This window comes from Acinetobacter sp. MF4642, from assembly GCF_002018925.1.
Lineage (GTDB): Bacteria > Pseudomonadota > Gammaproteobacteria > Pseudomonadales > Moraxellaceae > Acinetobacter > Acinetobacter johnsonii.
This window is the reverse complement of sequence record NZ_MVON01000022.1, coordinates 1-12,504: the sequence shown is the minus strand read 5'-3', so window position 1 is coordinate 12,504 and position 12,504 is coordinate 1. Positions and strand designations below refer to the sequence as shown.

At 39.9% G+C, this 12,504-nt stretch carries 12 protein-coding genes and 2 pseudogenes; 6 read left to right on the top strand and 8 right to left on the bottom strand.

What is annotated here, in order from left to right; translation table 11 throughout:
• Positions 1 to 85 precede the first annotated feature (85 nt).
• Positions 86 to 253 (top strand): hemin uptake protein HemP, encoded by a 168-nt coding sequence (hemP, locus tag MF4642_RS11905; protein WP_004696105.1) that lies wholly within the window; start codon positions 86 to 88, stop codon positions 251 to 253.
• Between the two features lie 122 nt (positions 254 to 375).
• Here the strand turns inward: hemP and MF4642_RS11900 are convergent, their stop codons facing one another.
• The 4 genes from MF4642_RS11900 to MF4642_RS11885 form a co-directional block, all read right to left on the bottom strand.
• Positions 376 to 1,713 (bottom strand): sensor histidine kinase, encoded by a 1,338-nt coding sequence (locus MF4642_RS11900; protein ID WP_078426351.1) that lies wholly within the window; start codon positions 1,711 to 1,713, stop codon positions 376 to 378.
• Positions 1,713 to 2,375: a response regulator transcription factor gene (locus MF4642_RS11895; protein WP_005400550.1), complete on the bottom strand. Its 663-nt coding sequence runs from the start codon at positions 2,373 to 2,375 to the stop codon at positions 1,713 to 1,715. The genes MF4642_RS11900 and MF4642_RS11895 overlap by 1 nt, the downstream gene beginning before the upstream one ends.
• 144 nt (positions 2,376 to 2,519) lie before the next feature.
• Positions 2,520 to 2,882 carry a NirD/YgiW/YdeI family stress tolerance protein gene (locus tag MF4642_RS11890; RefSeq protein WP_039890062.1) on the bottom strand — a complete coding sequence of 121 codons (363 nt, stop codon included), beginning with the start codon at positions 2,880 to 2,882 and terminating at the stop codon, positions 2,520 to 2,522.
• Positions 2,883 to 2,983: 101 nt separating this feature from the next.
• Positions 2,984 to 4,741 carry a GspE/PulE family protein gene (locus MF4642_RS11885; RefSeq protein WP_078389484.1) on the bottom strand — a complete coding sequence of 586 codons (1,758 nt, stop codon included), beginning with the start codon at positions 4,739 to 4,741 and terminating at the stop codon, positions 2,984 to 2,986.
• 208 nt (positions 4,742 to 4,949) lie between these two features.
• Between MF4642_RS11885 and MF4642_RS11880 the strand changes: the two genes are divergently transcribed.
• Together MF4642_RS11880 and MF4642_RS11875 are read left to right on the top strand one after the other, a co-directional pair.
• Positions 4,950 to 6,203, top strand: a complete 1,254-nt coding sequence (locus MF4642_RS11880; protein ID WP_078426350.1) for an MgtC/SapB family protein — start codon at positions 4,950 to 4,952, stop codon at positions 6,201 to 6,203.
• Between the two features lie 109 nt (positions 6,204 to 6,312).
• A complete protein-coding gene (locus MF4642_RS11875; protein ID WP_227518545.1) occupies positions 6,313 to 7,347 on the top strand; it encodes a hypothetical protein in 1,035 nt (344 codons plus the stop codon).
• A 49-nt stretch (positions 7,348 to 7,396) separates the two neighbouring features.
• Here the strand turns inward: MF4642_RS11875 and tsaA are convergent, their stop codons facing one another.
• Positions 7,397 to 8,104 (bottom strand): tRNA (N6-threonylcarbamoyladenosine(37)-N6)-methyltransferase TrmO, encoded by a 708-nt coding sequence (tsaA, locus tag MF4642_RS11865; protein WP_078389482.1) that lies wholly within the window; start codon positions 8,102 to 8,104, stop codon positions 7,397 to 7,399.
• A 102-nt stretch (positions 8,105 to 8,206) separates the two neighbouring features.
• Here tsaA and MF4642_RS11860 point away from each other — a divergent pair, with 102 nt between their 5' ends.
• Both MF4642_RS11860 and MF4642_RS11855 read left to right on the top strand, forming a co-directional pair.
• On the top strand, positions 8,207 to 8,986 hold the full coding sequence (locus MF4642_RS11860) for a ferredoxin--NADP reductase (RefSeq protein WP_004982408.1): 780 nt from the start codon (positions 8,207 to 8,209) through the stop codon (positions 8,984 to 8,986).
• Positions 8,987 to 9,095: 109 nt separating this feature from the next.
• Positions 9,096 to 9,896 (top strand): DUF2071 domain-containing protein, encoded by an 801-nt coding sequence (locus tag MF4642_RS11855; protein WP_078426349.1) that lies wholly within the window; start codon positions 9,096 to 9,098, stop codon positions 9,894 to 9,896.
• Between the two features lie 389 nt (positions 9,897 to 10,285).
• On the opposite strand, the gene MF4642_RS11850 is transcribed toward MF4642_RS11855, so the two are convergent.
• Positions 10,286 to 10,852, bottom strand: coding sequence for a TetR/AcrR family transcriptional regulator (locus MF4642_RS11850; protein WP_005400544.1), 567 nt, complete (start codon positions 10,850 to 10,852; stop codon positions 10,286 to 10,288).
• A gap of 251 nt (positions 10,853 to 11,103) precedes the next feature.
• On the opposite strand from MF4642_RS11850, the gene MF4642_RS11845 reads away from it, so the two are divergent.
• Positions 11,104 to 11,946 carry a hypothetical protein gene (locus tag MF4642_RS11845; RefSeq protein ID WP_078426348.1) on the top strand — a complete coding sequence of 281 codons (843 nt, stop codon included), beginning with the start codon at positions 11,104 to 11,106 and terminating at the stop codon, positions 11,944 to 11,946.
• A gap of 127 nt (positions 11,947 to 12,073) precedes the next feature.
• Here MF4642_RS11845 and MF4642_RS11840 read toward each other — a convergent pair.
• A pseudogene (locus tag MF4642_RS11840) lies at positions 12,074 to 12,370 on the bottom strand (ABC transporter ATP-binding protein); the annotation flags it as partial.
• A gap of 23 nt (positions 12,371 to 12,393) precedes the next feature.
• A pseudogene (locus MF4642_RS11835) lies at positions 12,394 to 12,504 on the bottom strand (IS5/IS1182 family transposase); the annotation flags it as partial.

Here is a 12,504-nt window from a genome sequence, read left to right as displayed (position 1 = left end):
ATATTTTCAGCGAGAAAATGTTGACAGCCCCATTCGATAATGATTATCATTTAAATCGTTCAACATATACCACGGAGTCGCCAGAATGAACGCACCATTTAGCTTATTTACTCGTAACGAAACAGCCCATTCACTACCAATGCTACACTCAAACAACTTATTTGCCCTAGGCCGTGAAATTCGCATTATGCATGCTGGAGAAGAGTATCGTCTACGACTCACTCGCAATAATCGACTCATTCTTACCAAATAAGAACTATAAAAACCCAATAACAATAATCGTGGAAACAAGCAGTATGTCAGCGCGTACTGCTTTTTAATGTCTTTAAGTTTGATCATTTATGCTGTTTTTATCACAGATCACAATCTGCATATCTAAGTCTCAAGCGTATTTAACAGCAGTTCCACTTTTAAACCGCCTAAGTCGGATGGACTAAATAACAACTGCCCTGCGTGTAAATCGACAATTTTCTGACAAATCGATAAGCCCAAGCCCGAACCTTGTGTTTTTGTACCTAAAGCCCGATAGAAGCGTTCACCCAAGCGCTGGATAACCGCAGAATCGACCCCATGTCCACTATTTTTAATCCTCAGTCTGAGCTGCTCTTCTTCGATCGTGAGATTGACAAAGACTTGTGCCTGCTCGGGGCTATAGCGAATGGCATTGTCGAGCAAATTGCGAAGTGCGCTAAATAAGAGCTGCTCATTGGCCAATACATAAACCTGCTCTGCAAGCACCACGTTAATTTTAATCTGTTTTGAGTCCGCAAACGGCTGTAAAGCTTTAATCACATCCCGCATTAGCAGACTTAAGTCAAACTTAGTCTTCGCCAAACTTTCCTTTTGCTCAGGGTCTAGACGCGCCAGCAATAACAAATTATCCAACACCTGTACCCCACGACTGACATCTTGTTGGATCGGTTTTAACTCACTTTCAAGTTTAGGGAACTTGCGCTTGAGCACCTGAAGTCGCATTTGTATCGCCGACAGTGGAGAACGTAACTCATGTGAAGCATCTGCGGTAAAACGTTGCTCTGCCACTAAAGCTTGCTCTAAACGCGCCAATAAAGCATTCAGCTGAGACAACATCGGTTGCAACTCAATCAGCTCAGGTTCTGGCATAGAAATAGGTGCTAAATCATTGACCGATTTATTTGAAATTTGCTCTGAAACTTGATGTATCACCCGAAATTTACGTCGAATGGCAAAATGCATCAACAACCACTGTACACACCACACTAAAAACAACATACCACTGAAAACTAGGATGCTTTGCCAAAAGGCATGGAAACGTTCGGACATCGACTGGGTCACTTGAACCTGTAAACCGTGATTATCCTGTGCAGTATAAATACGCCACAGTTTCTGCTCTGACCAATAAAAACCATAAGGTTCATCGGAAACCAAACTCAAATGATCCACAGTTATTTTTTCAGGTACATCTTCGGATGCAGTCAAAAGTTGCTGCGCATTATCGAGTCGATAGCGAATATCAAACTCATCACTAAGCTCTGTCAAGGCTTGACCATTGCTGACCGTTAAATCATCTGCCAGCAACATATCGGCCATTTCATCCATGATTTCATCTTGCATAGTCATGGTCTGATAAACCGACACCCCAATAAACATCAGCAATGCCAAAAGCCCCGCCAGTATCGAACTGAGGAGCGAACTTTTAACAAGCTGACGCTGCAGTGAAATTGGCTGAGCCATTATGTGTCCTGATTCATTCTGTAGCCCAAACCACGTATGGTTTTAATACAATGACTACCGAGTTTTTTTCGTAATTGATAAATAAAGACCTCAATCGCATTACTTTCGATTTCATCGCCCCATGCATAAAGACTTTCCTCAAGTTGTTCCCGCGTAACAACATATTCGGGCTTGAGCATCAATTTATGCAAAATTTGAAACTCTTTGGCAGTTAAATTAACAGCTTGACCATTTTGAGTCACACTTTTGGCTTGTGGGTCGAGTTGGATATTGGCATAACTCAATACCTGCGAGCTGCTATGCTGTTGCTGTCGAAGTTGTAAGCGAATTCGAGCAGATAATTCCTCTAGACTAAAAGGTTTGACCAAATAATCATTGGCGCCCAAGTCTAGACCTTCGACTCGATCTCGAATACTGTCACGCGCTGTGAGAAAAATCACAGGAGTCGAGAGGTTCTTGCCACGGACTTTCAGCAAAATGTCATCGCCTGTGGCATGCGGCAAACCACGATCTAAAAGCACACAGTCATAGTGATGCTGTTCAATGGCTAAAATGGCATGGTCACCCCGTTCCACCCAATCGACACTGTAGCCATCCATTTCAAGCCAAGTTTTAATACTCTCAGCTTGAGAGGCATCATCTTCTGCCAATAATATCCGCACTGCTTAACCTGCCTTATTACGATTGTTTAGATCATGCCGTGAAATGGCTCAAAATACAAAAACCACAGGGCTAAGATCCAATCGAAGCCCTGTGGGTTTTTAAGAAAGTCCAATCAAAATTGAATTGAGCTTGAACTTGCGTATTTAGAATTTCACTTGATCTACATCAATTTCAACGCGTTTTGCTGGTTTGTAGTCAATATCCACTTCACCGATAATGGTTACAGGTGTTTTAGCTGAAATCGCTTTGCCACCCCATAATTCATCATCAATGTCGACAGTAATTGAACCCGTTTGGTCACGGAATTCATACTTCTCATCCCCGATGGCTTTGACCACATAGCCTTTTAACTGGACGTGATTGTCATCTTTTAATGTTAAGGCATGCTTAACCGTAGTTGGCGTTGAAGCAGCAACAGCCGCTTGGTTCACTGCCGTGTTTGCTACAGCTACAGTGGTTGAACCAATAACACCAGCAACCAATAACGCTTTCATCATCATATTCATATCCAGTACCTCTATTTAGTTGTTCACCTATTCGATGAAGTCATTAAACCAAAGCTAGATGAGCTGAATCTTAAGAAAGCTTTTATTAAAGCATTAAAGGTTTAGTTAAGTGGGACAACACGTAACACTTCTTCTAGTGTCGTGACGCCTTCTAAAACTTTACGAGCACCCGCAATTCTTAAAGGCTCAATGCCTTCTTTTTTGGCTTGTTGACGCAGTGCAGTCAAGTCACCATTGGCACCAATCAGTTGCTTTGCCTCTAAACTCACGGGCATAAACTCATAGATGCCGACTCGTCCTTTGTAGCCCGTTTGACGACACTCTTCACATCCCACTGCGGTAAAGACTTTTTCAGGCATCTCCATAATGTAATCAAAAGTCAGATGCTCCCATTCTTGGCTATTGATTTGCTTTTCAACTTTACAATGTGGACATAAACGACGTACGAGACGCTGTGCCAACACCCCTAAAATGGTTGCCGCGGTTAAGAACGGTTGTACGCCTAAATCATGCAAACGCGTCAGACTGGAAGGTGCATCATTAGTATGCAGAGTTGAAAGCACCAAATGCCCTGTAAGTGCGGCCTGAATCGCCATATTGGCCGTATCATGGTCACGAATCTCACCGACCATAATAATGTCAGGGTCTTGACGCATCAGTGCGCGAACACCATCAGCAAACCCAAGATCAATGCCTGTATTCACCTGCATTTGGTTAAAACTCGGCTCTAACATCTCAATTGGGTCTTCAATGGTACAGACGTTCACCTGTTCGGTAGCCAATTGTTTCAAAGAAGAATAAAGCGTGGTGGTTTTACCTGAACCCGTTGGCCCTGTCACTAAAATAATGCCGTGACTATGCGAAGTCAGCGCTTGCCAATCACTGAGCAAATGCCCTTCAAAACCCAACTGCTGAAAGCTACGCACTAAAACTTCAGGGTCAAAAATACGCATCACCAACTTTTCACCAAAAGCAGTCGGTAAAGTCGAAAGACGCAGTTCTGTTTCTTGTCCTTTCGGTGTCCGTGTTTTTAACCGTCCATCTTGTGGTTTACGTTTTTCCGCCACATTCATTCGACCTAAAATTTTAATCCGCGAAATCACTGCGGTTAAAGTATTGGCAGGCATGTTATAAATCGTATGCAGCACTCCATCAATACGGAAACGAACTTTGCCGTTGTCTTTACGTGGTTCTAAGTGAATATCACTGGCACCTTGCTCAAAAGCAAACTGTAGAACCCAGTCGACTAATTTAACAATGTGTTGGTCATTGGCATCAGGGTTTTGACTATCACCCAACTGTAAAAGTGCTTCTACGCCTTTATTATCACGGTCATAACTCCCAGACTTCTGGGAGTTACTGACGGCGCGACTCACCTGATAATACTCGACCATATAGCGCTGTAATTGTTCAGGGCTGAGTAATACACGCTGGATTTTTTTCGGTGCAACATTCTGCTCCAAATTTGCAATCCAATCTTTCATATACGGCTGATCTGTTGCAATCAAAACTTGATTAGCCTGAACTTCTACTGCCAAGATTTTATTGCGGAAGGCGAATTCTTGAGACATCACCGAAGTCAAAGCTTGCACATCGGCTTTGAGTGGATCAATCACATAAAACGGTAATTGGGTCTTTTCGGCTAGCCACTGACACAGCCGATTTAATGTCAGTCTCGACTGTGGATGCGACTGATCCACCAGATTAAAATGAGCAATCCACTGTAAAGGATGCCACTTCAATTGATCGCGTTGACGGTGCGAGGTTTGTACTAGATTTTTTTCTTTTTCAGTAATTCGCCCATCTTTAAACAGTTGATCTAAGCACCAAGTGGTATCAATTTCAAAATTAAAATTCATTGTTATACGTCCCCAAACATAACCCCACTATAGCAAGATTTTCTGTATTCATTCACACAAAGCATAAGCAAATCCCACAAATATCGAGGAGTAGCCAAGCTCATCAATAGAATCACGAATTTACTCACAAATCTTGCTCTTTTAACTTGAATCCACCTTCAGCATTCGCCTATATTTTAGACAGGTCATTAAATTTAGTGAGATAGGCTTGGACTTCAGCATAGTTTCCATCAACAACTTGGCTTTATCTGATGTCCTCATTACCTTGGCTTCAGCATTAGGCTGTGGACTGTTGATTGGTCTAGAGCGCGAACGAAGCAAACAACGTGAAAACCAACAGAGCTTTGCAGGACTACGCTCCTTTGCCATTTGTGCCCTTCTCGGTGCCATTTGTTTTTTATTTGGTGTCAATATTGGCATTGTTGGTGCGCTGATCATCGGCGGCATAGTTATATTCTCAATGAAAAACCAAACAGAAGATTTGGGTTCAACCACTGAACTTGCCTTTGTCATGACCTATTTTATTGGCGCAATGTGCCTGTGGAATACCCCTTTAGCGGCAGGTTTAGCCGTGCTCCTGACCATTATTTTAATGACCAAACATTCTATGCACAGCATTGCTGGAAAATGGATTACTGAAGCTGAATTTAAAGACGGTATCTTTCTTCTAGCACTGATTCTAATTGCTTTGCCCTTAACGCCGAATACGCCTTTATGGGGTGCTGTGCTGAATCCCTATATTATTTTAAAATTAGTCACACTCATTCTTGCTGTTCAAGCGCTTGCGCATATCGCCAAACGACTGCTGAGCACTAAAAATGCCATGATTTTATCGGCAATCGCCTCAGGTTTTGTATCCAGTACAGCGACTGTTGCCAGCTTAGGCATGGAAGTACGTGCAGGTCGAGCACTTGCCAAACCCAATGCAGGTGCAGCGCTAATGTCCTGTATTGCCACTTTGTTGCAACTACTAATTATAGTCGCAGGTGTGAGTATACTTTGGCTCAAAACTATACTGCTTCCGACTCTTGTAGCAAGTGTCCTTTTAGGGATCTGTGCTTATGCGTTGGTACGATCTGCCCCTGCACAAGAACAACATCAACCCACTGATTCACGCATGTTTAGCTTAAAAGAGGCTGGCATTATTGCCCTGACTTTGACGTTCATCCAAGCGGGTGTGTATGGACTTAACCTTTGGCTGGGAGATGCAGGTTTAATCGCTGGGACTTTGCTGGCTTCTTTATTTGAAATCCATGCAGCGATGGCAACAGTCGTGATGCAAGGAACACCGACAGACACGGCAGCAATGTCAGCATTTATCTTAGGTTTGACTGCACACGCTGTTGCTAAATCCGTTAATGCCGCCTTAACAGGTGGTAAGCAATACTTTATTGCTTTTGCCCCGATTCAGATTTTGCATATGGTGGTTTTGATTGGGCTACTTTGGTGGACGATTTATTAATTCGATTTAAATAATTAATTTTTTATTTTCATCATATTAATCTATAATCAGCCCGCTTCATTTTTAAACAATAACTTTATTAATAATATATTTTTGAATCGGGATCTTTATGAAATTTAAAATATTATCGCTTGCAGTTTTTAGTGCATTAATGCTTAGCGCGTGTGGTGGCGGAAGTTCTGAGAGTTCTAACAATACCAGTACTAGCAATAACTCAACATCCAGTAATTCTTCAAATAATAACTCTAATAATACAAATACAGCCCAACAATGGGAAACTGTTCGTATTGATTATTGGTATGACTCACATACTCAAGCTGTTGATTTTGGCGTGCTAAATACAAAAATTACGCTGGCTGATGGCAAAGCTTATGCTACTTTCGATGCAGATGATGATACAAATGAAATTTACTTAACTGAACAAGGCGAGTATCAAACATTCGGCCCTACCAATAGCTATGGCGCTTTAATTGGCCAAATGACCTTCATCAATAATCAAATCAAACTTCGGCCTTATTCCGCAATCGGATCTACAGGTTTAGAATTCACCACAACTGTGGCTCAGCGTAATATTGCTGGTGAAAGCGTACTTTCAACTGTAGACCCTGACCTGAATTGGAACTTGGACTATCCTCAATATAGCGTGAAGTATCCAGATGAAATCAATACAAAATTAAAAGCATACCAAGCATTAAAATTCCCAGCGGGTTCAACCTGTTTACAGGAAACAGAATACTCCAATAATCAGGAATATTTACTCTTATCTGAAGCAGAAGATGTATATCAACAGGACTTTAATGAATACGCAACGGCTTTTGCCAGCCAAACTGGGCAGAAATATTTTAAATACACAAAATTTAATAATGCGCTTGCCTATCATTACAGCCACGATGAAACCGAAGCACACGCTTTTAGTGGATACACTCAATATAAAGGCGCCTACTATACAAGTTCAAAAGAAACTGCTGGCGTAGAGTCCAATCTTGCAAATGATATTCAATCAGAGAAAGAGCGAATAAATCAAATGAATGTGTCTGTCGACGAGAAAACCGCTCGTTTAACTAAGGCAGATGGGTTAAATAAAGGTTGTGATTTATACAATTCAGTTGCAGCAAATTATTTAAAACAAAACCTGAAGTTTTAAATCTATTCCGAATAACTCAGTGGGTTTAAGTTTGAATCGATACAGGAGCTTATAGCTCCTGTATTTCTATACACGTTTCATTCACTTTAAATTTCACATCTAAATTTGCAAATTTCATCCCATAAATTCGCGCTTCATCATCCTGATACGCCGGTCTGGGATCTAAAGATAAAACGGCTTCAAGCTCTTGTACGGTCTGTAGTGAAAGTTTTTCACTCATCAAAAGCTGCTGCTTCTGTTCGATCGCCCGATCCGACCATATCACCGATTTACGTTTAGGTTCATCTTGCGCATAGCCACTTTCCGCATCTATAACTGCATCTGAGTAGTGAATATAAGGTTTAATATCAACAATTGGGGTGCCATCTAGTAAATCACTTCCTGTGACATACACTCGAACTGACTTCCCCTCTTTTTTGACGCACTTGAGCCTCACCACCGATAGACCAATCGGTGAAGGACGATACATGCTGCGCGTAGCAAATACCCCTATTTTTTTATTGCCCCCTAAGCGTGGCGGACGAACTTGTGTACGAAACTGGGTTTTTTCTGGATTTTTATTGTCATGAAACTGCCACACCAACCATAAATGACTAAATGCCACAATTCCTTCAAAGGCTAGAACATCATTATAGGGTGCTAGCATTTCAATATACGATTCCACTTGAACCAAATTAGGCTGACGAGGAATACCAAACTTTTCCTTATAAGAAGAGTGCATATAGCCAATAATCGGCAAGGTTAACTCAGTCATCATCACTTTTTCTAATAAGCTCAATTAAATATATTCAGTTTATCGAGAATGATTTTAGATTAGAATAGCAACCTGTTCTAATTTGATAATTTATTGAGACCTTTAATGGCTGCTTTCAACGTCGAAAAGATTACTCACGTCCACCATTGGAATGATACTTTATTCTCTTTTAAAACGACGCGCGACACTGCTCTACGTTTTAAAAACGGTCAATTTGTGATGATCGGTCTTGAAGTAAATGGCAAACCGTTAATGCGTGCTTATTCTATCGCTAGCGCAAACTACGAAGAAGAACTTGAGTTTTTCTCAATTAAAGTTCCTGATGGCCCTTTAACCTCTATTTTACAAAAAGTTAAAGTGGGCGACGAAATTTTGGTATCTAAAAAACCAACTGGAACTTTAGTACTTGATGACTTAAACCCAGGTAAAAACCTATACCTACTTTCTTCTGGTACAGGTCTTGCGCCGTTCTTAGCAACCATTCGTGACCCTGAAACCTATGAACGTTTTGAAAAAGTGATTGTGGTTCATGGTACACGCTTCATTTCTGAGTTGGCGTACCAAGACCTTATTTTAGACGAACTTCCGAACAATGAGTTCTTTGAAGAATTAGGCATTAAAGACAAATTGGTTTACTACCCAACGGTTACTCGTGAAGACTATCCAAACCAAGGTCGTGTCACAACTGTGATTGAAACTGGCGAGATTTTTGAGAAGATCGGTTTACCACGTTTCAACCCAGAAACGGATCGTGCAATGCTTTGCGGTAGCCCTGCATTCCTCGATGACGTTGCTGCACTTCTAGACCAACATGGTTTAAAAGAATCGCCACGTATGGGTGTACTTGGTGACTACGTGATTGAACGTGCATTCGTTGAAAAATAAGATCGTATAAAGATATTAAAAAACCGAAGCTTAGGCTTCGGTTTTTTATTTACTCTTTGCATAGTTTTATCTAATATTAAAAAAAATAACAAATCTAGAATTTAAACCAATGACCTTTCCAGAACTCAAATTTAAAGACTATTTACATCCGAAACCCAAGCCCAGCGGCCTCGATATACAGTGCAAACTCCAGCATTTTGCCCTCATTACTTATGCCGTTGACCCTACTCGTTTTAAAGAAATCATTCCAGCACGGTTTAAGCTAGACACGGTACACTACCAAGGCAAACAACATGCACTGATGTCGGTAGTGCCCTTCATCGATGTAGATTTCAGCTCTGCGGTTTACCCTTTTCCAAAATTCACTATGGGGCAAACCAATTATCGGGTCTACGTGATTGATCAGGAAACACAGGAACGTTGTGTTTGGTTTTTAGGAACGACTTTGGACTCTTGGACGCTAATCGTTCCTCGTTATGTCTGGCAACTACCGTGGCATCCTGCACAGATTGAGTTTGATTGTCAGCAAGATGCAGAGGGTCGATATACACAATATAAAATGCGGACTCAATCGGCATGGGCCACTTCAGATGTGCATTTGTCTCAGTCCGAACATGACCCATGGCTTTTTGAAGGCTTTCCCAATTTAGAAAGTTATCAGGTCTTCTTGACTCATCCTTTGGCAGGATTTTACCATCGCCGCGATGGAAAACTCGGCAGCTATCGTGTGTGGCATGGTTGCTTAAATCCAAAACCTGCAACGCTGCATTATGCTCGCTTTGAACTTTTAGCAAGGCTCAATCTTGTATGCTATGAAGATCAGCTCAAACCCTATAGTGTTCTGATTGAACCAATCAATGAATTTACCATTTATTTACCCCCAAGGTGCCTTAATCATTCGGCTGAATAACACAATAAATAATGAATACCCTACATATTTTAAGGGATATTAAGCATGATGAATAAATTTCAGCCAAAATAATGAGAGATTGGTTGTTTTTCTCCACAAAGTCTCTATAATTCAACAAAACAGACAAGTCTGTCTATTTTTGCTGAAATACTGAATGACCGAAAACATTCAGAGGGTACAAAAAATATAAGAAGGCACATTAAGTTGCTCATATTCATATCATGCATTATTGTCAAATAATGTGCGATATGGAACATAATCATTATCAGCAAAGCGCGATAACTTAACCGTTATCGCGCTTATTTATTTGTACGTGATTTATTTTAAGCGCATTTAAGCCAGCAATATAATGAGTGTATTAGGTTAACCTTAAAATCAAAATTTATATATTAGGCAGCTGAAAGTTCCATTTGAATTAAAGTATTCACACGCTTCCAATAATCTTCCAAATGCACTTGCTTCGGATCGATTTGCGCTTGTATGGTCATGCCATCCAAAATACTCGATAAAAAAGCCGCCAACTGTTCATCCTGCTTCACACCTAGACGATTCAAAGCCTGACATAACTTGCCTTTTAACCATTCTTTATAATCAATTGCGGGCTGTAGTGAAGAAGGATAAATTTTTGAAATTTCTTCAACTGCCTTTTGGAACATACAACCATTAAAATCCGCGCTATGAAACCAAGCATGGTACCATTCAAAAATTGCACGAATATGGGAGAGATAATCACTTGGGTCACATGCAGCAATCGTCGCTTCAAGCGACTGCTGTAAATTTTGGTTTCTTGTCACTAAGCATTCTTCAATTAATTTAGCTTTAGATGGGAAGTATTTGTAAAACGTCATTTTAGCAACGCCAGACTCGCTAATAATCCGATCCACACCGATAGAATTATAACTATGTGAGTTAAAGAGATTAAGCGCTGTGTTAATGATGTCTTCTTTTTTTGACATTTATTTTACCTGATGCACAAAACTTTAAAATTAAGCCATTAACCCAAAAGAACAGCACATGAAAACGAAATACATCGATTGAAGACGATATTATATATCAAATTTAGATCAACGCCGTTTTTTTATAAAAAACAATACCAATATTAAAATAACCATTTGAAATATATAGTTTTTAAAATAAATAAAACACTAGAAGAATCGAGTCTTTTTCACTATGATAAAAATGATGACAATTAAAATTTACTTCGTATATGAATGCTCTCTCCTTCACCCAGTCTGAACATACCCGCGCAGAAGTTTTGCGCTTTATTGAACGATCCTTAAGCTCAGCGTCATGGGCAACCAATACTCAAGCGATCATCCGCTTGAAACAAACGACAGCCGAACATATTTTATTTCAACATCCGATACTGACACGGCTGCATCAATGCCAACTGAGCCTTGAACAGCTGAAATTTATTCATCTGAATTATTTTACCGCCATTGTCAAAATTTTCACTGATGCTTTGAGTATGGCTATGTATCAAGCACTGCAACTTGAGCACGACAGTAATATCGTGGAGCAAGACCGCATTACAGCCAAGATATATGCACGTTATTTGTTGTCACTAAATCTTCTAGATGAATTGGGTTTTAATACCCATCAACTTGAGAAAAGCTCACCCTCTAAATCGCATTTGGTCTATTTCCTTCAACTGATGCAGCAACTTGAACTCAATGTCACCGATCAAAAACAGACCGAGCCTGAAGCATTTGCAATCGCACAATTTATTCAAGAACATATTCATTCTTATGCAGACTTGCTGCTCATTTTGGCTTGTACTGAACTACAAGTGATTAAGTTTAGTGAAGCACTCAGAACTAATCTCGCAGCCTATGATCCTTTATTTACTCAAGGCTACTATGCATGTCATGGCCTTGCAGAAACATGTGATACGACCCTTGCTAACGATGACAATCATGAAGACGATATTTGGGTGCTATTCACACAATGCTATAAACCTGAACAAGCTCTGTATTTCCAGCAACTTCAAACTGAATATTTAAGTTTATGGAATAATTTTTGGAGCAAGATGAATTTGGTATTAAGCTAAACTTTAATCTAAATTTCGTCCAACATGACATATTAAAGCTTGGAAAAATCATTCAATTCATACATGAAAAGTCATGCTGGAATAAGTATTGAAGTCAATAACATTGTGTGAAAAGTCTTCTCAACGCTTAATTTAAAGTTTCAACCGCACTTTTTTTATCAAAATAATCTTCTGGATAAGGGTCTTGACCTTTTAACTTATTACGATATTTCATTACACTAATCTGAACACCTTCATCCGTTAAAAATTCATTATAAAAATCCTGTTCTTTTGGATATTCAAAACCTAGTTTTTCAAATATCTGCTCTGATAATTCTCCAAAATTTTCATATGACTTCCTATAGCCAAAATAATTAACAAAACCAGAAATTGCTAGAGAAACAAATAAAGAAATTCCCACAATCTCTAGAAAGTATAAAATGGTATTCATAAGATGTCTTTCATAAATCATTTTTTACTCAGCTCCAAGTTGTAGATTCCAGCGATTAAATTGAATCTCAAACCAAGCCTTTTACCTCTATTTCGATAACGCTCAGCAAGAATTTTGAAGGTTTTCAG